This is a genomic window from Prochlorococcus sp. MIT 1223 (genome assembly GCF_034092465.1).
Lineage (GTDB): Bacteria > Cyanobacteriota > Cyanobacteriia > PCC-6307 > Cyanobiaceae > AG-402-N21.
Genome location: NZ_CP139303.1, coordinates 274,177 through 296,643, shown reverse-complemented (window position 1 = coordinate 296,643; position 22,467 = coordinate 274,177). Strand labels below are relative to the sequence as shown.

Sequence of the window (22,467 nt, the reverse complement as noted above, 5' to 3'; positions counted from 1 at the left end):
AAATTGTATGACTTAACCTAAAGTAAATAAATTTTATAAATGAGTTTCACCTTAACAACACCCCTGTACTACGTTAATGATAAACCACATCTTGGTAGTACCTACACGACAATAGCTTGTGATGCATTATCCAGATTTTATAGAAGACAGAGTCAGGAGGTTATCTTTATAACCGGAGTAGATGAACATGGTCAAAAAATTGAAAGGACCGCACAATCTAATAATCTTTTACCTCAAGACCATTGCGATCAAATTGCACAACAATATAAGAATTTATGGACCTCGCAACAAATTACCTTTGATCGCTTTATTCGTACTTCCTCCAACAGTCACAAGAGCCTTGTTCATGAGTTCTTTAAGAGAGTTGAAGCATCAGGAGATATAAGGCTTGGAAGACAAAAAGGATGGTATTGCGTTGGTTGTGAAGAATATAAAGATATTGAACCAAATGATAAAAATAACGAGCCAGAATGCCCTATTCACTTAAGAAAATTAGAATGGAGAGATGAGGAGAATCTATTTTTCTGCTTATCTAACTATCAAGAAAAAATAGAGGAATTAGTTAAGAAAGATAGTTTTATTATGCCAGAATCAAGAAGAAATGAAGTTAGAAGCTTTGTCTCTTCTGGTCTTCGTGATTTTTCAATCTCAAGAATTGATGTAAATTGGGGAATAAATGTACCTGGCTATCCAGGCCATACTTTCTATGTATGGTTTGATGCCTTATTAGGTTATTTAAGTGGATGTTTATTACCTAGTAAGTCAAAGTCTTTATCTTCTTTATCAAAAAATGGTTGGCCTGCATCAGTCCATGTTATAGGAAAGGACATACTTAGGTTTCATGCCGTTTATTGGCCAGCAATGCTTATGTCAGCCAACCTAGCATTACCAGAAAAGGTTTTTGGGCATGGATTCTTGACAAGAGAAGGTAAAAAAATGGGAAAATCATTAGGAAATGTTCTTGATCCCAAGAGTCTTATTGATTCATATGGAATGGATTCTGTTAGATGGTTTCTTCTTCGAAATATCGAATTTGGTAAAGATGGAGATTTTCAAAATAAGAGGTTTATAGATACTGTAAACAGTGATCTAGCGAACACTATTGGGAACTTACTAAATAGAAGTACTTCTATGTCTAGGAAGTGGTTTGAGAATAAAACATCTAAACCAGATAAGCTTAGAAATAACATTTATATGAAATCATGTTGTGAAGAAGCTATTGAAAATTATATTAAATCATTTGTAAAATTAGATTTTAAGAAAGCAGCATCTGAAATAATCACAATCGCTTCACTAGCTAATTTATATTTAAATGAGCAAGAACCTTGGAAGAAAATCAAAAATGAAGATGAACGTCAAACAGTCGAGAATATTTTGTATGATGTACTTGAAACATGTAGAATTATTGGTTTTTTAATAGAACCTTTAACACCGGACTTAAGTATAAGAATTCTTAGCCAATTATCAATTGACCCATCTATACAAAATTGGGCAGATAATTTGAAATGGGGACAACTGGAGGAAAGCAAGCCACTCCCTGAGCCTAAACCAGTAATGGAAAGAATAGAAATACAAGAGGAATTATGAAACTCATAAGAGTTATTAGAAATCTTTTCTTAATCGTAAGCATTAGTGGCTGTTCTTCAAATACACTAGTTGAAAAGTCTAATAATTATCAAATAAGCAATTTTAAGCTTGATCAAATTAATCAACTTGGGGAAAATACGTTTAAGTTATTTAGTCAAAAAGCTTCAATTGATCCTATCACTAACGATATTAATGCTGAGAGTGTTGAAATAGAACTATTAGGAAATAAAAGAATATTTTCCAAGATAAGTTCAGATAAGCTCTATTTAAATAGGTCCAAAAATGAACTTAAGTTGAGAAATAATGTCTTACTTCATAATAAAATTAATGATAACTATGTTAAAGCTGACAAGGTTTCATGGGATATCGATAACTCATCGATTTCAATTAATGGTAATATAAAACTGAAATTTAATTCAACAGAGTTAGAAGCACATAGTGCTAATTATTTTCTTAAAGAAGGTATCATTGAATTCTACGATCTATCCAATTATAATATTTATAAATCAGAACCTGATGACAATGAATTAATTATAAGTTTTCAATCTGACAAAGCAGTTATAGATTATTTGTCAGGTAAAATTCAATTTACTTCAGATAAGAATCAGGTGAAGAGTGTAATTAATTTAAATCTTAACTAGCAGTTTAACTCAATTAAATTATTTATTTTTTCTGTCCAACCAGAAATCCATATTTCGTCTGACTTGCTAAAGCATCTGACGCTAAATCCCCCAATAATTATATACCCATTATCGAATAATGGATATACTAGTACGGAGGGTAGTCCTGGGGTAATTGAGTCAAATTCATAACTATCTGGATAATTCTTTGTATTTGCTAGGGAAATAAATTTTTGTCTTTTTGATACTGACTTACATATACGACCTGGAATAAACTCTTCTTTCGTTATGTAACCTCTTCGTAGAATAATTTTATTATTAAAGTAGATTAACATTGATGCTGCTGGTGTTGCAGTCAGTATTAATTTGCTTCCCCATGCTAATTCATTCTTTATATTGATGTCTAATTCGTCATCTATATAAATACCTTGGTCATTCTCAAATTTAACTTTCTCAGGTTTGTTGGGTTCAATTTTTCTTAATGATAAGCCTACACCAACAAGTACAATAGAAGAAATGCAAGCAAGAATTTCCGCCCTCTGATAGCTTTGTGCCAAATCTGTACCAAAATAAAAATTTATAATAGACATTATTAGTAATACCAATCCTGCAGATATAAATGTCCCTGAGAAATTAAGCATATATTTATCTAATATTTCTATATTAACTAATAATTTCTTTTATGTCTAATATCTTTATTGAGCTTGTTGTTAGATTGCCAGCAAATTAGTAAGTGATAATATAAGACTCATATTAGATATATCATTAAAAGAAGAAATGCCTATTGATACCTCTAAATTAATATTAGTTAGTGGTCCAACAAAAGCTGGAAAAAGTGAATGGTCAGAAAAGTTAATTTCTGACCAACCTCATATTACCTACATTGCCACTGGACCTGTATCCGGAGATGATGATTGGCAGAATAGAATTCAATTACATAGAAATAGGAGGCCAGATAATTGGGACTTAATTGAGTGTCCTAAGGATTTAAGTAAATCCATATCCTTGGTAGAACAATCACACTCTATTCTTATAGACTCCTTAGGAGGATTTGTTAGCTGTTATCTAGACAGTTCATATTGTTTGTGGAAGGATCATAAATTAGAGTTGATTTCAACTCTTAAGGCTTCCAAACAATTGATCATTATTGTCATTGAAGAAACTGGCTGGGGACTTGTCGCTCCTACCAAAATAGGAAATACTTTTAGAGATAGGCTAGGTGAACTTTCTAGAGAACTGCAGTCAATCAGCAGTGAGAGTTGGCTTGTTGTTCAAGGTAGAGCTATTGATTTAAACCAAATATCCGTATCTATATGATAGCTATTAAACCTCGAAGTCAATTCAGGATTGCGTTGTTTGAGCCAAGAATTCCTCAAAACACTGGAAACATAGCCAGAACTTGTGCGGCATTCAATCTAAAACTTGATTTAATTAAGCCTCTTGGTTTTACCTTGGAGGACAAATACTTAAAAAGGGCAGGTCTTGATTATTGGCAATATATGGATATTAGAGTCCATGAAAATTTTGACAAATTCTGTTCATCTATAACTTCCTCACGACTTCTGGCTTTAAGCAAGTCGAGTACTACTTCAATAGCAAGTTTTAAGCTACTTGAAGATGATGTATTTATTTTTGGGAGAGAGGATAATGGTTTACCCAATTTTGTAAGGGACAAATGTTCAACAGTTCTTTCTATTCCTATGCCATGTGGTGCTTATAAGCAAGGAGACAAAGGAGTTAGAAGTCTTAACTTATCTGTTGCTTGTGGTATCGTTGCTTATGAAGCAATGAAGCAAAAATACTAGATAAAAACCTTTTCCAAAAAAGTAAATATAGAGTATATATTTAAGGTTGTGATTTAAATACGAATATAAATAATTAGAGTTTTATTACCTTTTTGGGCTATGTGCAGGCCTCAGATTCAACTAATTGAATTTTAACGCTTTTTATAAAAATTCCCAAAGATGAGTATTAGTGACTATAACTAACAATTTAATATCTTCCTAGAATGATATTCCGTCCATAGGAGATGATCGTACAAGAAATCCTTATTCTAACTATTTTTATAGCTAGTTTTTTTGTTATAGCTGAGTCTGTTTATTGGGTATCGAGAAAACAGTATTTAGAGGCTAAGGCTAAGTACCTAAGAAATGTTATCCATCATAAGGATACTTTAACTGATCCAAATCATGAATTTTACTCATGTGTATATAACAAATGGGGATCAAGTAAAATGAATTTGTCTAATGCTGTAAACGCTTGCACTAATCCAAATCTTGAATCTTCTAAATATAATAATTAGACTTTACCTACCCAAAAGAACTTATATATAATCGGATTTCCTATATTTATGTAACTAGATAGTTTAGTTATTCTGCTTATAATTATTATTTAATATAATAAACTTCTACTTTTATTTATAAGCAAAGGTTATTAACTAAAAGTCTAAATTATAACCTTAATATTATAGTTATCATATATTAGATGATATACCTATAAAAAAATTTTACATATATATAAAAGTATTTCTTCTAAAGCAATCTCATGATACTTTTCTAGCAATACATTTCCTACATATATTAAAACAATGGTTTATACTGAAATAGTTATGTTCGATATTACTTTCCTACACTTTAAGAGATTACTCTCAACAATTGTTCGCAATAAAACCTTCTACTTACTAACCTTTTCCCTTACGAGATTTTCTGGGACTGGTGATATTATTTCTATATCTAGTCTACTATGACCACTACTTATTCTTCATATACTCTTCTAGAAGGATGAGAATAAATCTATAGTCGCTTTCTGCGATTTCTAATCTATCTGGTTAACATTAAAGTTAAGAACTCTCTCTTTAGTAGAGCTTTTTAGTTGCCATTTATTCTGAATAGGTAGCATTATCAATTAAATTGATTTCTCGTAAACCTCACGTTATATTGAAAATATTGTTAAATTTAAAAGGAAGGCAATTATTAACTTATGAAATTCTGGTTCAGAGAAAGAAAACCTAATCATAACCTGGAGGATATGACTATCCAATTCAATATCATCATGGAAGGAGGAAGGTGCATATCCTCATCAACATTTGCTTCTGACGAGACTCTAAAGGCTCTATCTGAATACGGAAATTTACTATCAAGGCAATCTTAGTAGAATAAATTCTAGGGTTCTAATTGAGAAGATATCCTATATGGGATTCTCTAGAGCGATGACATCTTATTATTTCCATGTTTTTTATGCATGAATGATTATATTCAGCTTAATTATGAGTGTTTATAATTAATGACATTATGGGAAATATTGACTAATACTATAAAGGGAGACTCAATCTTACAATTTTAAGAATTTGCATAAGACATCTGATATTAAAGCGGAATCTACTTCTCGTAGACTTCTTTGGCTTATAGGAAAGCTTTCCAAATGCAAGAACGGAGGATGGTTTGGTATAGCTGAATGCACAAAAGAGATGAAATCCTATTGGATATGGAGTGATAGATGGTTTCCCTGCAATTCGCCTCTAGTAATAGGTTATTCAACAGACTTCTTTATGGTTGTAGATGCACCTAGTACCATAGATAAAAACTCATACGAGCATGATTGGCTTGCAGATAATCAGGACAAATTGACCACAACAAGTCTAAATATTTTGCCCTAGACTCTCTCATAGCTCTTTTATCAGTTATTAACGACTCTTTTAATTTAAAATTAAGTCTTCCGTTAGGAGTTGCCAAACCTCAAAGGTCAGTCTTTATCTTAGAAACTATATTAACGAAAAACCATTCTAATTTTCATTAATAGATAATACTAATTAGTATATGTTTATTTTAAATGTATGTTATTTAAACCACATATGGCTTAAATACTAATTAAACAATATTTCATCCACAGTGTACAATCTGATCAAGTTTGAAGTAGAATAGAAATTCATGCCTGGGTAGCTCAGCTGGTTAGAGCACGGGATTCATAAACCCGAGGTCGAGAGTTCAAGTCTCTCTCCAGGTACTATTTATTATTTCTGTTTTTTTGACTATTATTTCTATTGCAGATAATTTTTTGTTAGATATTCTCAACTTTGATTAGTAGACTTTCTAGTTTTTAGTTTTTCATTTGATAAACTATTCTTGAAATGATTTTGTTTGTTAAAGGCTTTAAGTTCAGTTTTTAATTGCTTAATTAACCTATAATGTGTGGTAGCGCTAAACTTTTTTAGTAAACCTTGATCCCACTTCACTTTCCTATCTATAGCTCTTTATATCATACATTGTCTTAAGGATAAATTAAAGTTCTAATTGTTCCAAATACTATGTTAAATTCTTAGAAGAATTGTTTGGTCAATACCTAAAAGACCATCAAGACTTCAATTTAGAAATTGCTTTTATCAAAATCATGACAACAAATGATTGCCTTAGAGTAGGTCAACAAGCACCAAATTTTACTGCTTCTGCTGTTATTGATCAGGAGTTCAAAGAAGTAAGTCTTACTGATTACAGGGGTAAGTGGGTTGTTTTATTTTTCTATCCACTTGATTTTACATTCGTTTGCCCTACTGAAATAACAGCGTTTAGCGATAGGTACTCAGATTTCTCGTCAAAAGATACAGAGATTTTAGGCGTATCAGTAGATAGTAAGAATTGTCATCTTGCCTGGATCCAAACCCCACGTAATGAAGGAGGTATTGGAGATATTAATTATCCTCTCATTTCAGATCTTAAAAGGGAAATTAGTACAGCCTATAATGTCCTTAATGATGATGGAGAAGCTGACAGGGGACTATTTCTTATAAATCCAGAGGGTGTAATTATGCATTGCACTATAAATAAAGCACCTGTCGGTAGAAATGTAGATGAGACATTGAGGATTCTTCAGGGTTATCAATATGTTTCAGCCCATCCAGACGAAGTTTGCCCAGCGAATTGGACACCTGGTGACAAAACAATGCTAGAGGATCCTAAGGGCAGCAAGGAATATTTCTCTGCTCTTTAATAGGTGAATCACATACCAATAAAAAAGAATAATATTACTGGAAGAATAAGATATGCATTATTAAGTCGACTTCTAGTAAATCTAGATATTTTATAACTTGACCATTCACTTAGATTGTTGTATGTGGAATGAAAGTACCATAATGCTAAATATTTAATAACTACGCAATATAAAATTATTATTACTGAGATTAGACTAATCTCAGTAATAGATATGTTGGAAATTAAATTACCATCAATTGCATTGTAGGTATTAGAGTAGATAAACCACATCCTTCCTAAAATCATAATATAAGTAATATTAACAGCGTAATAAACAATTATTCTAGCTTGATTAATAAGTAAAAAGATTGATATGATTAATAGCTTGTAATTTCTAATTGCTAACATTTTCTTAAAGTATATAATTGTAATATCAATCGGAGTTGCTAGGAAATCTTGTATATTTAACAATATATAGAAGAAAAATAATATTATTAATGTAATAAATAGATTAATAAATAATAAAGTGTAGCTATAGTAACTTCCATCTATTTTTCGACTATCTTTTAATGAAGGTATTAGTGATAAATCGTTTATTATAGACTTACTATAACTCGAAAGCCATAGTACAACTAAAGTTGCAAGGAAATATCCTGAATAATTCCATAGTAACTCATATGAAGTAGCTATTTGATTATCAAATCTAGATAGTAAGTACCATTCATTAGTAATTCTAGCCAATAAGAAGGAAATAAAAATTTGTACAAGTAAATTATTACATAGTAGTTTAAAACTAATATTTAGCTTATTTATTGATAATCTCATACGTTTTCTACATTGTTTTTGGACATTAAATCATAGAATAATTCAGAAGGAATAATTTCTTTATCTAAAAGTTCATTTACTAGTAAATCAAGAGTTTTTCTGTTTAGAGTAATAATCATTTTAACCTCCTCTAACAATGACTTAGCTAATGATTGAATTTCATTATCAATCTTTTTAGTAAGTGATTGAGAGTAAAAAGTCTTATTTCTTGAAAGTGATTGTAATATACTCTTTTCTTTCGGTCTATCTATATATAAGTTACCTAGATTAGAAAGTCCAAACTTTTCTATGATGTTCCTTAACAAGATATATACTTCAGATAAATCCAATGATGATATCTGTGTAAGTTCTTTTGGTCCGAATATAATTAACTCTGTGGCTCTAGGCGCTAAGAGTATTTTTACTTTGGATAGCAGATATGATTTAGAGATTAACTCCTTATCCATATCGTCTGACTTATTGACAAAGATTGCATCTCCGTTACCAGATCTCGAGAATAAAGTAATTCTATTTATTTTATCTGGGTGAGAAAGTATGAAGGAAACTAAAGCTTTCGATGCATTTCTATAACTAATAAGGAGCTTTTTTCGATCATTAATATAACTGTTGGAAGTACCAGTAGTTAATTTTTGATGGGCAAGTACTAAATGGTTATTCTTTACCTCTAGATCTTTTGATTGTGCCGCTATAATAGCTGCTTCATTTAATAGATTCCTGATTTCTGCACCACTGAAACCTGTTGTTTTAGCGGGCCAGTCTTCAAGGCTAACCTCATCTGAAATTGGATAAGACAATGAATGTAGCATTAGGATTTCTAGTCTCTCATTTGAATCTGGTAAAGATAGGAATAACTTTTTGTCAAATCGGCCAGCCCGAGTAAATGCTGGATCTAGTGTGTCAGCCCGATTAGTTGCGGCCAACACTAAAACTCCTGAGTTATCGTTAAAACCATCCATTTCCGTTAATAATTGATTGAGAGTTTGCTCTCGTTCGTCATTACCGATACCAGTTCCAAATCCTCTTTTTCTTGCTATGGAATCAATTTCATCTATGAAGATAATGCATGGTGATTTTGTTTTAGCTTGTTTAAAAAGTTCTTTAATTCTTGAAGCTCCTATCCCTACAAACATTTCGACAAACTCAGCTGCTGAAATATTGAAAAAGGGTACCTTTGCCTCTCCAGCTAAAGCTCTGGCTAGATGAGTTTTCCCTGTACCTGGTGAGCCGATAAGCATAATCCCTTTAGGTGTTCTGGCCCCAAGTTTTGATAATTTCTCTGGATTAGAAATAAATCCAAGAATCTCTGTTAATTCACTTTTAATTTCTTTTAGGCCTGCTACATCGTCAAAATTTGTTTGCAGATTCTCTTCTGGTATAGGGGTTCTAATTTTATTAAAAAATCTAAATGTACTACTTAGTGACTTTGCTGTTCTATTAATTATGAGAAAAAAACCAATTAGAAAGATTAGAATGGAACCAGTACTTGAAACAAAGTTTGCGTATGCTTGTTCTGACTTAAGATCATTCACTACAAGTGGTACCGCGTTTAATTTTGTTTCTCGCAAAATTGTTTGATCGTTATTAAGTATTGAAACAATATTTTTAGTTCCATTCTTATAAATTACTAATACTTCTCTTCTTTTTGGAATAAGAATTATAGATTCTATATTATTGCTACTAATATCTTTTAGAAGTTGACTATAACTATCATACATTTTAATCTAGTTTATTGATTTATAAGTTATTATAGATATTCTCATAATAATTCTTTTGGAATCTATTTAAAGATGCAAGACTTATATTATTATAATATCCTGAATTCCACTAATAACCATAGTTATTTGACGAATGGCCGTATTAAGAGAGAAAATGCTTAAATTGGTAAAATTTTAATGGCAGTACCTAAGAAGAAAACCTCGAAAGGCAAGCGAAACCAGAGACATGCAACATGGAAGGCAAAAGCTTCTGTTGCGGCTCAAAAGGCCTTATCTATTGGAAAATCTGTTTTAACAGGAAGGGCGCAAGGCTTTGTATATCCAATTACTGAAAACGAAGAATCAGAGGAATAGCTCTTAAAGAATGCTGAGCAACTCTTTAATCATTTTTCAAGAACCCAGCTTAAAAGCCTCGAGAACTATTGAGTATGTAGTACCAAGACGAAAGTTATCTAAAAGGTAGAAATACACCGAAAAGCTATAGATTTTTAATATTCTTGTCCGTAATCTTACAATTACTTCTAAAAATATAAGAAGAAGAATAAGTACAATAACCTTCTGTGTCTTGCTATCAATAAGGTAAGTTAAAAGATTACTTGAGAAATAATAACCAAATAAAATAGACAGAATTCCAACTGACCTACTTTTCCATGGTCCCTTTGCAGAGTAAAGAAAGGCACTTGAGAGCGATTTGACAAAAAGATTTATTCTGGTTTTTTGAATAGACATTATTATTCTTAAGAAATAATTTTTTGTAAATATGAGAAATTAATAAAACCTTCTTTACTTGCAGGACCAATAATAAATTTAGAATTAGAGGAACTTTCACCCAAATTATTAACAACACAATCAGCCGATTCGAAGTTTGTGCGATCAACTTTCTTCCATGGTGAGATAGTGATTATGCACTTTAAATTTGCTGCTTTAGCTGACATTAACCCGATCTCTGAATCTTCTATAACGATACACTCATTTTTACTAAGTTTGCTCATTGAAAGAGCTTTTAAATATGCGTCAGGTTTTGGCTTATGATTAAGTACATCTTCATAGGTAATAGACCCCTTAAAGCAATATAAATATTTTGCTAAGGAAGAAACAAATAATGCGTCTATAGCCTTTCTTCCTGATGTTGTAACTATCCACTGACTAATATTATGATCTGCTAATTCCTTTATCAGTCTTCCAACTCCAGGCCTTAGAGGTATAATTTCATCTTTTAAAATTTGCTGGTAAAATAACTGCTTCTTACTATGTATAGCTTTTATTTTATTTTTATCAATATCTATGTTCTTTTGCTTTATATAGAAAGCTATCCTATTCAAACCTCCTGCTATATCTAATAGTTTTTCATATAGATCTTCACCCCAATACCATTTTAAGCCAAAATAACTAAATGCTTTGTTAAAGGCCTTTCTGTGCACATGCATTTCAGTATCAGCTAGGGTACCATCAACGTCCCAAAATACTCCTTTTAACTGAGTCATTTATATATCATGTTAAATGTTTTTATATGACTAATTCTATTAATCATAACCACCATAATAATTCTAGTATATCCAGAGAGAAGTGGATTTTACCTACATTCGTTAATTGTAATCAATTGTCAGAAGTGGAATTACCCATTCACTTAAAAGCAATTCTATTAAGACGAGGTTTTTGTAGTTCTTCTGAAGTAAAAGACCTCACTACTAAAAACGATTTGCCAAAAGCTACAAATCATTTTGAAGAATTAGCTAAAGCGAGCTTAAGGATAAAGAACGCTTGTATAAATAAGGAAAATATAGCAATTTGTGGAGATTATGATGCCGATGGTATGACAAGTTCTGCCTTGCTTAATGAGGTTATCAGTCTTCTTGATGGTAAATGCGAAGTATCAATTCCTAGTAGACAAAAAGACGGCTATGGTTTAAGCAAGGCAATGGTGAGTAATCTATATCATAAAAATGTAAGCTTAATAATTACCGTAGACAATGGTATTTCAGCTAAGGAAGCTTTGAGGAAAGCGAAGGAATTAAATATTGATGTAATTGTAAGTGATCACCACCAAATCCCAAAGGACTTTACTGATTGCTACGCTTTAATTCACCCACATAATACACCTATTAATTCTCCTTATCGATATTTAGCTGGTGTTGGACTTGCTTATATCATAGCCAAAGAAATTATAAGTATTAATCCAGGCAAACCTCTTTTAGAAAATACCCTTGATTATTTCTGTATAGGAACAATTGCAGATATGACAGAGCTAAAAGGAGCTAATAGAGTTCTGTTAAAAAGGGGAATACCTAACTTAATTAATACAAGTTCTAAAGGACTTAAGGCACTTCTAAAGTCTTCTAAAATAAAAAATAATAGAATAAATAGTGAAGATATATCTTTTAAGCTAGCTCCTAGAATTAATTCTATTGGACGAATAGCTGACCCAAAGATTATTTTAGATCTCTTTTCTGAGAACGATGAAAAGAATATCAATGATCTTCTTATAGAGATAGAGTCTATTAATTCTAAAAGAAGGGCATTATGTGAATCAATAACATTAGAAGCTTTAAATAATATATTAGATAACAACTGTACTAATCAAAATTTTATTATTTTGAAAAGCCATACATGGCATTCTGGTGTTATAGGTATAGTCGCCTCAAGAATCCTGGATAGATATAATAAACCTGTAGCTATCTTGACTTTAGTTTCTCCTGGGATTTACAGAGCATCTGCTAGAGCTCCAAAAGGTTTTAACCTAATAGCAGCTTTAGAAAAATGTAGAGACCTATTTGAATCTTATGGAGGACATCCAGCTGCTGGAGGATTTACTATCGGCGAAGAGAAGATAGAATTTCTAGAAACTAAACTCAACTCAATAGCAAATGAATATCCACTAGATATTTTCCAAAAGAAAGTTGAACCTGAATCACATATTGTTTTCTCAGATCTAAATGAGGAACTTATACAAGGATTGGACTTATTAGAACCATTTGGTGTTGGGAACCCGAAACCTCTCTTCTGGACAAGAGAATGTGAGATAAAAAGTATATATAATATAGGGAATAATCATACGAAGTTGGTTCTAAAAAATGATAGTATAAAATTAAATGCTATTCACTGGTCCTCTAATTTTAATTATCAATTATATCAGAAGGTTGATATTGTTTTTTATCTAGATTTCTACAAAGTAAAGAATGATATAAGGAAGCAACTGATTATAAAGAATGTAAGAGAATATCAAAGAGTTTGCAAATTAAACATCAAAGATAGATCATATTCATGTTTTTTAGATGAAAATAAGAATGTTATTATCAGAAATAGTCTTGGAAAGTTACTAAGTTCTAGCTCTGATATGAGTGATATTTGTAAAAAAAGAGAATCTAAAGAATATATTGAATATCTCTTTAACTCTGCCAAGCTTTCTCTTGGAGCAGTAGTATAGGAGTACTGTTTTAGTTAAGTGCGTTATGCTCTTGACTTTTTTATCTTCTGTAGAAAATCAAAGCAATTATTGCTGGTCCTGCTAGTACAACAGCTACTAAAGGAATTAAGTTACCCATTTAATTTTTTTAACTCCATATATCTTACTAAGGTAAGTACTCTTTTTTTGAAAATCGTTACGATATTTTTAAAAGTGTCAAAAAGCCTTATATATCTTTCGAAAAACAGTCTCCTTAAGCGGTTTAAGCAGATTAATATTTTGGAAGCGTCCTCTTACTTTGGTGCTTTGGCTTGTGCACGATTCTTCTATAGAGCCTTAGATCGAAAGCCGCGTGTTTGATTAGGAATAGAAATTACATACAAAACTGAGAAAATAAAAAGTAAATATTATACCTCTTGTAGCAATAGCAATATATAATAAACAATAAATCATTAACATATCAGATTTTGGTAAGAGAAATGCAAATAACACTTTTTTTCTCTTATGACTAAAAATAATGAAGATACTAGCGATCTGTCAGAAACGAGTAAAGAAAAACTATCTGACGGTTTTTTTGCTATATTTACCTCAACTTTTATAAGTGTTTTTATAGCCGAGTTAGGCGACAAAACACAAATAGCAACATTACTATTATCAGCTAAATCTGGAAAACCGGCTGTGGTTTTTGCTGGAGCTGCATTAGCATTAATATCCTCAACACTTTTTGTCGTAATACTCGGTAGTTGGCTTTCTAAGAAGATTTCTCAAGTAAGAATTAGTTTTATCTCTTCTTTTATTATGATGTCATTAGGCCTATGGTTTGGTTTTCAATCATTGCAAACTTATTTTTCTTCTAACTAATTTTAATAAATGGACTTTACTTTATTATTATCCATTTTCACCACTGTATTCTTAGCTGAGTTAGGAGATAAGACCCAGCTAGCCACTTTTGCTTTAAGTGGATCAACCAATAAACCTTATGCAGTTTTTTTAGGCTCTTCATTAGCTCTCATCATTACTAGCCTTATAGGAGCTCTCGCTGGTGGTTCTATATCATCACTCTTTCCAGAGGAACTACTTGAAGCCTTAGCCGCTGTTATTTTTATATATCTTGGGATAACCCTTTTGAGAAATGCATTAATGGAACAAAAAGAGATACAATCCTTATGACTATCAACTTGAATAAAATGATTAATTCCCTTTTGTTATCGACATTTAATTACAATTGAACTTATCCATTATTTAACCTGTATCAAATCAAGGAGCATTGTAAAATGATTACTATTCGGAATATTCTTAGCTTTTTGAGTAAGGATGAGACTATAGAAATAAAAACGCTTGAAAAGGCTCTTAAATTAACAAAAAAGGATCTAAAAATTAAACTTGATATAGCATTAAAGGCCCTTGCTAAACTAGATATTATTGATATTGATGAATTATATAATGTAAAACTTTCAGATAATACTAATAATATAAAAGCAAAGATTAGATGTAGCAGTAAAGGTTATTGTTTCGCTTATACAGAAGATGACCATGAAGATATTTATATAAGAGAACATTCATTGAATCACGCTTGGCATGGAGATAGTGTACTCGTTAGATTACATAAAGAAGGTCATAGACGTAAGTCACCAGAAGGATCTGTTCTATGCATTCTAGAAAGAAATACTTCATCCTTAATATCAACAATCAGGCAATCTGAAAGCAAACTAATAGCCAACCCTCTAGATGATAGATTATTGGAAGATATAGAATTAAGCGATAAAGATAAGAAATTTCTAAAAGAAGATGAATTAAATAATATAGTTGAAGTTAAGATTAATAAGTACCCTATAGCACAATACTCAGCTGAAGGTACAGTTGTTAGGTCTTTACCTTTAGACAAAGGTGATGAAGGAGACGAAAATATTCTTCTAACTAAGTCTAACTTACAGGAAAATACACCAAGTCCAAAAGCAATTCTTAAAAGTTTATCAACGACAAATAGAGTTGATCTTACAGATCAAGCATGCCTCCTTCTTTCTAGTTGGCAATCAGTTAATTCTCCAATACTTCCAGCAATTTCATCTCAACAGCAAGAGGGAGGTACTAGAATTTGGATACACTCAACCGCAATTGCTGAAAGAATTAATCAAGGAGGAAAGTTAGATGAATGGATAAAGGAAAGAGGAGAATCTATTTGTCTTGGCAATAAATGGAGACCTCTTCTTAACCAAGAACTCATAAAAGCATCAAAATTTGAAGTAGGCGAGATTAATGAGGCAATTACTCTCGCAATAGACTTAGACAGTAATGGATCAATTAAGGACTGGGAATTCTTTTTGAGTAGAATTAGACCTGTTGCATCAGTAAACAAGGATCAACTTCAAGCAGTTGCTAATAGAAAACCAAAGGCACGAAATATTCCGCAAATACTCAAACCAATTAAAGATCATATTACTCAAATACAAACAATTATTTTCTGTAGTACGCAATTACATAGGCATAATACTAAGAATATAGAATTAGATTTAGAAATACCTAATATTGATAAGTTAACTGAATTAAGAATATATAATCCACTTAGAGATTATTTTGGATCGGATAGTAAATTTGATAATTCCGATCCGAATTGCGTTTTAAGAGAGTTCATTAAGACTGCAAACTCTATCTGGCATTTTCATTCTAGAGCTTATGGAATACCAACTATTTCCACTTATTTGCAAAATATAGATCAAAATTCAATTAATGAAGTAATTAAATCAGCAATTTCTTTAAATATAAAGATTGATCTTGACGAGAACGGCTATGTAGAACCATCAGAGCTATTAACTACAATAGAAGATAACCCCAATAAGAGAATATTATACAAAATACTTAAACAGTCTACAAAACATAAAAGATTTGTTATTTGTAGATCTTTACAAGAAATTAAGGAAAAAAATGATAGTAATTTGTTAAATGATCAATTCATACAATATAGCAATCAATCTCCATGGATTTGTCCTTCTAGTAGTTATTTAGATCTTTTAAATCAACGAACCATTGTTCTTCTGCTAAAAGAAGCAAAGTTAAAAAAGAAAAGTAAAGAAGCGAAAAAATTACTCGTGGGAAGGAAGGACTCATGGAATTCTATAGACTATGACTTATTTACACCATCAACATTGAATACATTTAATTCTTTGATAAATGAAAACTCACTAGATACAATTACTAAAAGTACACAGAAGTTGAATATATTCTATGATGGATTGATTTCAATGAGCAAATCAAGAGAGGCACTAAAGGTTATAAATAAGAACCATGAAGCCTATATAACAGGAGTTCAAAGTTATGGCTTCTTTGCTGAATTGGATCATCTTAAAATTGAAGGACTTGTTCACGTAAGTACGTTAAATGACGATTGGTACGAGTACAGATCAAGACAAACACTTCTTATAGGCAGAAAATACAAAAAAACCTATCAGTTAGGCGATAAAATAACCGTCAAAATTGTAAAGGTTGATTTATTAAGGAATCAGATTGATTTAGAGATTAATACTCAAGAAGATATGACTAAAGCAGATATTAAAGTTACACAGCAAGCACCTGTAACCGTATCTATAAGTAATTAATGAGTCCAATTATTCTTGCTATTACAGGTTCTTCAGCATTACAGCTAGGCGAGAAGTCGTTAGAACTTTTACTTGCGAACCAAAAAGAAGTTTATCTAATCTTAAGTAAAGGAGCATACGAAGTCTTCTTGTCTGAACGTAATATCAAAATACCCATAGACTCTGTTAAGCAAGAAACATTCTGGAGAAATAGATTAAACATATATACAGGAAAACTTAAGTGTTATAAATGGAATGACCATTCAGCAGCAATAGCTAGTGGAAGTTTTAAAACCAAAGCGATGGCAATAATTCCATGTTCTATGGGAACACTTGGGAGAATATCATCTGGTTATTCTTTGGATTTAATTGAACGATGTGCTGATGTACATTTGAAGGAAGGTAGAGAATTATTAATAGCACCAAGGGAGAGTCCACTAAGCTTGATTCATTTAAGAAATATGATAGCCATAAAGGAATCTGGAGCAAAGATTATACCACCTATGCCTGCCTGGTATACAAACCCAGAAACATTAGAAGATATGATTGAATTTATAGTTGTTAGATTTTTTGATACAATTGGAGAGGATCTAGCTCCAATAAAAAGATGGAAAGGTAGGAAATGAGATCGATTAATACTTTTTTGTTTACACTTTCAATATTACCATTTTCACTTATATTATTAATTTCAACACTAAATTTAGAAAAGAAGTCGAATTTAAAAGTATTAGTTTGGACAATTCCCCCTCTAGAATTAGGTTACTTAACAGCTATAGGTAGTACTTTAGGATTTATATCTTCATTTATTATTGTTAATTTACCTGATACTAATTCTAATACCTTTCAATCAAGACGTGTGATCTCAAAACCGGAATATCAAACGCCATACATTGAGCAACCTTTAGGTCAGACGAATTATGCTGACAATTTCTCGGATTCTTCTAGTTTTAATTACATTGAAAGAGATCCAAGAGATCCTTCTCCAACTGTATCTATCCCATACAAGATAGTTCAAAAAGCAAGACCTCGAACTTCTGATGATTCTTCTGCTGTAAATTCAGAATATATTTACAGAAATGATAACATTGCCAAACAATCTACTGATAGCTCTAAGGACCAAAATAATACTGATGATTGGCTTAACGAACAACTTGAAAATTGGTGATATTTTAATAATTAAACATCTTCCCTATATAAGACATACCTAAGCTAAATTATACTCAATAGACTACTTATCTTGTCTGAGATACAAAAGCCAGGAACAGAAGACCAAGCAACTTCTAAGACTGATCAGTCACTACCTGATACCAAATCAGGATCAAAAAAGCCTGAAAAACCGCCGAAGCTAGAAGATAAGCCATTTGAAGAATTTATTAATGATCACTTAATCCCAGATTTAATAACATCATTTAAATCTAATGGTATTCTACAAACTAAAATAACTCTTGAAGAAAAAGAACGACCAGTTGTGGGGGGTAAATGTTGGATATTAGAAGGAACAATTAATCAAGGAAGGAGATTTTGGTTATGCTTTGCTGAAAAAAAAATAAGTTCTAGTAAGACATTTTTAATTGCAGAGACAGGCAGTGAACCAAGCCTTCTTGAGTCTTTTTTGATTGATGAAAAGAAAACAACATTACCCTTGTTAAGGTCTAGAATTTTGCAAAGGTTAAATGGTCAGAAATGGTTGTTATCTAATTAATAATTTATAAAAAATATACAGTTTGTTAGTGGCTAAATAATATTATATATAGATACAATATTATTTCTATATTATATATTCATATAATACTTTTTACTCTATTTAAGAAAATCATATATCTTATTAAGATTATTATTAAATAACAGAAGCTAATTTATATTTACTTATATTATAAATTCATATTCCATTCCACGATTCATATTTTAAGGTGCCATAATAGAAGACAATTACACTATAAAGTTGGTACCTGCAATAACGAAAACTCATCAACATGATAGAAAATTGCAACTAAATGATTTTCCATCACCATCAGAACTAGAAGATATTATTTTGTATGGATGTAATGCAGGAGCTGATTTTGTTGAAATATTTCTTGAGAGCTCAGACAATTTCTCTGTTTTAGCGGAACAGGACAAGATAACATCTGTAAATCCTTCATTTAGCAAAGGAGCCGGTATCAGAATTTTTAGAGGATTGAGAGACGGCTTTATTAGCACCAATGACCTATCAATTTCTGGATTGATTTTTGCTGTCGATCAAGCACTAGCAATGCTTGCTCTATCTTCATCTAATTGTGAGACTAAAATATTTAATGGTCTTAATAAGCTGAAAGACTATGGAGCCAGTAAAGATAGTTTTGTAATGGACACTCCTTCAATAAATGATGCTTGTAATCACCTACTTCAAGGGACACAGTTACTAGAGAAACATGGATCAAAATTACAATCAAGAAGAGGAAACTATGCTCGCTCGTTGCAGGAAGTCATAATTGCAGCGTCCGATGGAACATTTTGTAGAGATATCAGATTACATCAGTCACATGGGTTAAGTGTTATTGCTTCTGATAGAGAAAATAGAGCAAGCATTGGAAGAAGATATGGAAGTGAGGGCAAAACTACGCATCTTAGTGATTGGGATATTGATGCTTCTGCTCAGGAAATTTGTAATAGCACAAACAAAATGCTTTATGCAGAATATGTTCAGGCAGGACAAAAGCCTGTTGTATTGGCTAACAAATTTGGAGGAGTGATATTCCACGAGGCATGCGGGCATCTCTTAGAAACTACTCAAATTGAACGAGGAACAACTCCTTTTTTAGATAAGATAGGCAAACAAATAGCAAATAAAGCTGTAACGGCTATTGATGAAGGAGGTATAGATGGTGCTTTTGGTTCAATATCGATAGATGATGAGGGAATGGAAGCTGAGAAAACAGTTCTTATTAAAGATGGTGTTTTACAAAACTTTTTAAGTGACAGAGCGGGTAGTTTAAGAACTGGTCATAGGAGAACTGGAAGTGGTCGCAGACAGAATTATTCATTTTCAGCTGCAAGTAGAATGAGAAATACATATATATCAGCAGGTAAATATAATCCGCAAGAGTTAATTAATAGTGTTGAAAATGGTCTTTATTGTAAGTCTATGGGTGGAGGTAGTGTTGGACCAACAGGACAGTTTAATTTTTCTGTAGAAGAGGGTTATCTGATTGAGAACGGAAAATTAACTAAACCAGTAAAAGGAGCAACATTAATTGGGGAAGCAAAGGAAATAATGCCCAGAATCTCTATGTGTGCAAATGACTTAGATTTAGCAGCTGGATTTTGTGGCTCAATTAGTGGAAGTGTCAATGTAACTGTTGGCCAACCTCATATAAAGGTTGATTCAATAACAATTGGAGGAAGATAAATGACAACTAACAAATCTATTTTAAACCCAGAAGTTCTAAAAAAACAAATTGAAGTTATAGCCGAAGAACAAGGTATCTATAAATGGGATATAGGTGCATCATCCAGTACAGATATTTCAGTACAAGTAGATAAAGGAGAGTCTAAGCAATTAAAAGGTTCTCAACGTTATTCAATGACAATAAGAGTATGGAATGAACAGTGTCTTGTTGGTATTACAAGTACAAATGATGTATCAGAATATGGAATTAGGAAAGCATTCAAAGGTGCTTCAATTGCCAGTCAATATGGAAATGATATTGAGCCCCCTGATTTCTCAAAGTTAGCTATGAGTCCGTTAGCACAAGTTAAGAATATCATTCATCAAAACTCAGGAATTAATAAATTACTTGACTTACTAAAGAAAGCAGAGTTTGAGTTAATTAATTCTTGTCAGTATATTAACTCTGTTCCTTACAATGGACTTTCAGAAAGTCTAATAGAGAGACTTTACTTAAATAGTCTTGGGGCAAATAGATATATGAAGGTAAGTCAGGCAAGTATTTACCTTTATGCAAAGGCAGAAAAAGAAGGAAGGAAACCTAGAAGTGCTGGTTCTGTAAAAGTGGCAAACGGAATTGATGATTTACACATTCAGGAATGCATAGATGAATCAATTAGTAAGACTATTAGCCATATTGACTATAAGCCAATTATTACAGACAAGTATCTGGTATGTTTTAGCCCAGAAGCTTTTCTTGATTTGATTGGAGCTTTTAGTAATATTTTCAATGCTCGTTCTATAATTGATGGCCAAAGTCTATCGACAATCTCATCATTAGGAACTGATATATCTGTTCCATTTATATCAATATCTGACGAGCCATTACATGAAGATAATATCGGAAGTTTTTCATTTGATGGAGAAGGAACACCGAAAAGAAATATTATTTTAGTTAGAGACGGCAAATTAATTAATTTCATACATTCTGAAGCAACTGCTAGGAAATTTAATGTGAGTCCTACTGGTCATGCAAGTATGGGTGCCAAGGCATCAGTTTCTCCAGAATGGTTTGTAATAAGTAAAACGAACAAAAGTAAATGTTTAAGAAATGATTTAAGTCACACACAGTCAAAATGTAAGTATGTCTTAATAGATAATCTAAATGCATTACATGCTGGCGTTAAATCAAGTCAGGGATCTTTCTCCTTGCCATTTGATGGTTGGATAGTGGAGAATGGGACAAGGACTTCCATTGAAGCAGCAACAGTAGCTGGGGATATTAAAGCCTTACTTTTGCAAATTCTGCAGATTGAAGAAGAGCAACATACCACTCATAATGGAGTTTCTCCTCACATATGGGTTGATAAACTTTCTATAACTGGTGAAGCATGAATGTTGTTTTCTGGGGTACTCCTGAATATTCTGTACCTAGTCTTAAAGCAATTGTTAATAACGGATATAATGTAATAGGTATAGTTACACAACCTGATAAAAGAAGAACTAGGGGTAATAAATTTTCTTACTCACCAGTAAAAAAAATAGGTATAGATTTATCAATACCAGTTTTCACACCCACAAGAATAAGAGATGAGTCAGAGGTAAGGAGTAAGATATTAGAGTTAGAGGCAGATATTTATATAGTTGTTGCTTTTGGACAAATACTTCCAATAGAGGTATTAAATAGGCCTAAACTTGGTTGTTGGAATGCGCATGCTTCTCTTTTACCTAAATGGCGAGGAGCAGCTCCTATTCAGAGAAGTATTATAAATGGTGATAAAGAAACTGGAGTTAATATTATATATATGGAAGAAGGCTTAGACACTGGGCCAATATTGCTGGAAAAGAAAATACAGATAAATATTACAGAGAATTCTATTCAATTATCTAAAAGACTTAGTGAAATCTCTGCAGAGTTGTTGGTAGATACGATTAGTCTTATCCAAGAACAATATAAAAGGCTAGGTGTTTTTGACACGCAAAGATTAGATCTATCTAAGCAATCCAATGTAAGTGATAATTCCTCATATGCAAAAATCATCGATAAGAAAGAATATTTAATAAACTGGAATCAAAAAAGTTATGATATAAGTAATAAGGTTAGGGGACTTTATCCGAATGCCTATACTACTATATCTGGAAAGAGAGTCAAAGTACTTTGCACAAAAAGCTTAGAAAGTATAAGGTACAATGACCAAGTTCATTATAATTCATTAAAATCAATATCTTATAATTCTAATAATCTAGAGCCAGGTTTAATAATAGATAGACATCATCAACATGGAATCACTGTTTTAACAGGCGATAGCCCAATAATAATAAGAGAGGCTCAGATAGAAGGTAAAAAGCCTACATCTGGCAATAAACTAGTTCAACAATTAGGCACAATCGAAAGTTTGAAATTTGAATAAAGA

The 22,467-nt window shown here is 31.8% G+C and carries 22 protein-coding genes and 1 tRNA gene; 18 read left to right on the top strand and 5 right to left on the bottom strand.

What is annotated here, in order from left to right; genetic code table 11:
• Window positions 1-39: 39 nt before the first annotated feature.
• A complete protein-coding gene (metG, locus tag SOI85_RS01530) occupies window positions 40-1,587 on the top strand; it encodes a methionine--tRNA ligase (protein WP_320664472.1) in 1,548 nt (515 codons plus the stop codon).
• A complete protein-coding gene (lptC, locus tag SOI85_RS01525; RefSeq protein WP_320664471.1) occupies window positions 1,584-2,228 on the top strand; it encodes an LPS export ABC transporter periplasmic protein LptC in 645 nt (214 codons plus the stop codon). The genes metG and lptC overlap by 4 nt, the downstream gene beginning before the upstream one ends.
• On the opposite strand, the gene SOI85_RS01520 is transcribed toward lptC, so the two are convergent.
• Window positions 2,225-2,848 (bottom strand): cofactor assembly of complex C subunit B, encoded by a 624-nt coding sequence (locus SOI85_RS01520; RefSeq protein WP_320664470.1) that lies wholly within the window; start codon window positions 2,846-2,848, stop codon window positions 2,225-2,227. The genes lptC and SOI85_RS01520 overlap by 4 nt on opposite strands.
• Before the next feature lie 136 nt (window positions 2,849-2,984).
• Between SOI85_RS01520 and SOI85_RS01515 the strand changes: the two genes are divergently transcribed.
• The 5 genes from SOI85_RS01515 (at window position 2,985) to SOI85_RS01495 (ending at window position 7,190) form a co-directional block, all read left to right on the top strand.
• Entirely contained in the window at window positions 2,985-3,524 is a 540-nt protein-coding gene (locus tag SOI85_RS01515; RefSeq protein WP_320664469.1) for a bifunctional adenosylcobinamide kinase/adenosylcobinamide-phosphate guanylyltransferase, read from the top strand.
• Window positions 3,521-4,012 (top strand): tRNA (cytidine(34)-2'-O)-methyltransferase, encoded by a 492-nt coding sequence (locus tag SOI85_RS01510; RefSeq protein WP_320664468.1) that lies wholly within the window; start codon window positions 3,521-3,523, stop codon window positions 4,010-4,012. Before SOI85_RS01515 ends, SOI85_RS01510 begins: the two co-directional genes overlap by 4 nt.
• 1,541 nt (window positions 4,013-5,553) lie before the next feature.
• Window positions 5,554-5,862 (top strand): hypothetical protein, encoded by a 309-nt coding sequence (locus SOI85_RS01505; protein WP_320664467.1) that lies wholly within the window; start codon window positions 5,554-5,556, stop codon window positions 5,860-5,862.
• A 273-nt stretch (window positions 5,863-6,135) separates the two neighbouring features.
• Window positions 6,136-6,209: transfer RNA gene (locus SOI85_RS01500), tRNA-Met, on the top strand.
• Window positions 6,210-6,593: 384 nt separating this feature from the next.
• The gene (locus tag SOI85_RS01495) at window positions 6,594-7,190 is read left to right on the top strand and encodes a peroxiredoxin (RefSeq protein ID WP_320664466.1); all 597 of its coding nucleotides are present in this window, start codon (window positions 6,594-6,596) and stop codon (window positions 7,188-7,190) included.
• Between the two features lie 802 nt (window positions 7,191-7,992).
• Here the strand turns inward: SOI85_RS01495 and SOI85_RS01490 are convergent.
• Complete coding sequence (locus tag SOI85_RS01490) at window positions 7,993-9,711, bottom strand: ATP-dependent metallopeptidase FtsH/Yme1/Tma family protein (RefSeq protein ID WP_320664465.1); 1,719 nt, start codon at window positions 9,709-9,711, stop codon at window positions 7,993-7,995.
• 177 nt (window positions 9,712-9,888) lie between these two features.
• Here SOI85_RS01490 and rpmF point away from each other — a divergent pair, with 177 nt between their 5' ends.
• Complete coding sequence (gene rpmF, locus SOI85_RS01485) at window positions 9,889-10,065, top strand: 50S ribosomal protein L32 (protein ID WP_320664464.1); 177 nt, start codon at window positions 9,889-9,891, stop codon at window positions 10,063-10,065.
• 36 nt (window positions 10,066-10,101) lie between these two features.
• Here the strand turns inward: rpmF and SOI85_RS09730 are convergent, their stop codons facing one another.
• Window positions 10,102-10,440, bottom strand: a complete 339-nt coding sequence (locus tag SOI85_RS09730) for a DUF565 domain-containing protein (RefSeq protein ID WP_414477799.1) — start codon at window positions 10,438-10,440, stop codon at window positions 10,102-10,104.
• 8 nt (window positions 10,441-10,448) lie between these two features.
• On the bottom strand, window positions 10,449-11,195 hold the full coding sequence (locus SOI85_RS01480) for an HAD-IA family hydrolase (protein ID WP_320664463.1): 747 nt from the start codon (window positions 11,193-11,195) through the stop codon (window positions 10,449-10,451).
• A gap of 26 nt (window positions 11,196-11,221) precedes the next feature.
• Between SOI85_RS01480 and recJ the strand changes: the two genes are divergently transcribed.
• Window positions 11,222-13,135, top strand: a complete 1,914-nt coding sequence (gene recJ, locus SOI85_RS01475) for a single-stranded-DNA-specific exonuclease RecJ (RefSeq protein ID WP_320664462.1) — start codon at window positions 11,222-11,224, stop codon at window positions 13,133-13,135.
• 40 nt (window positions 13,136-13,175) lie between these two features.
• Here the strand turns inward: recJ and psb30 are convergent, their stop codons facing one another.
• Window positions 13,176-13,253 carry a photosystem II reaction center protein Ycf12/Psb30 gene (gene psb30, locus SOI85_RS09725; protein ID WP_414477802.1) on the bottom strand — a complete coding sequence of 26 codons (78 nt, stop codon included), beginning with the start codon at window positions 13,251-13,253 and terminating at the stop codon, window positions 13,176-13,178.
• 365 nt (window positions 13,254-13,618) lie between these two features.
• Here psb30 and SOI85_RS01470 point away from each other — a divergent pair, with 365 nt between their 5' ends.
• From SOI85_RS01470 to fmt, 9 genes are all read left to right on the top strand, one after another.
• Window positions 13,619-13,975: a TMEM165/GDT1 family protein gene (locus tag SOI85_RS01470; RefSeq protein WP_320664461.1), complete on the top strand. Its 357-nt coding sequence runs from the start codon at window positions 13,619-13,621 to the stop codon at window positions 13,973-13,975.
• Window positions 13,976-13,984: 9 nt separating this feature from the next.
• Complete coding sequence (locus SOI85_RS01465; protein ID WP_320664460.1) at window positions 13,985-14,284, top strand: TMEM165/GDT1 family protein; 300 nt, start codon at window positions 13,985-13,987, stop codon at window positions 14,282-14,284.
• A gap of 104 nt (window positions 14,285-14,388) precedes the next feature.
• Window positions 14,389-16,707, top strand: a complete 2,319-nt coding sequence (locus SOI85_RS01460) for an RNB domain-containing ribonuclease (protein WP_320664459.1) — start codon at window positions 14,389-14,391, stop codon at window positions 16,705-16,707.
• Window positions 16,707-17,312 carry a flavin prenyltransferase UbiX gene (locus tag SOI85_RS01455; protein ID WP_320664458.1) on the top strand — a complete coding sequence of 202 codons (606 nt, stop codon included), beginning with the start codon at window positions 16,707-16,709 and terminating at the stop codon, window positions 17,310-17,312. Before SOI85_RS01460 ends, SOI85_RS01455 begins: the two co-directional genes overlap by 1 nt.
• Window positions 17,309-17,851: a hypothetical protein gene (locus SOI85_RS01450; protein WP_320664457.1), complete on the top strand. Its 543-nt coding sequence runs from the start codon at window positions 17,309-17,311 to the stop codon at window positions 17,849-17,851. The genes SOI85_RS01455 and SOI85_RS01450 overlap by 4 nt, the downstream gene beginning before the upstream one ends.
• A 72-nt stretch (window positions 17,852-17,923) precedes the next feature.
• Window positions 17,924-18,388 (top strand): DUF2996 domain-containing protein, encoded by a 465-nt coding sequence (locus SOI85_RS01445; RefSeq protein WP_320664456.1) that lies wholly within the window; start codon window positions 17,924-17,926, stop codon window positions 18,386-18,388.
• 282 nt (window positions 18,389-18,670) lie between these two features.
• Complete coding sequence (locus SOI85_RS01440; protein WP_320664455.1) at window positions 18,671-20,074, top strand: TldD/PmbA family protein; 1,404 nt, start codon at window positions 18,671-18,673, stop codon at window positions 20,072-20,074.
• Window positions 20,075-21,448: a TldD/PmbA family protein gene (locus SOI85_RS01435; RefSeq protein ID WP_320664454.1), complete on the top strand. Its 1,374-nt coding sequence runs from the start codon at window positions 20,075-20,077 to the stop codon at window positions 21,446-21,448.
• A complete protein-coding gene (gene fmt, locus SOI85_RS01430) occupies window positions 21,445-22,464 on the top strand; it encodes a methionyl-tRNA formyltransferase (protein WP_320664453.1) in 1,020 nt (339 codons plus the stop codon). Before SOI85_RS01435 ends, fmt begins: the two co-directional genes overlap by 4 nt.
• Window positions 22,465-22,467: the final 3 nt, after the last annotated feature.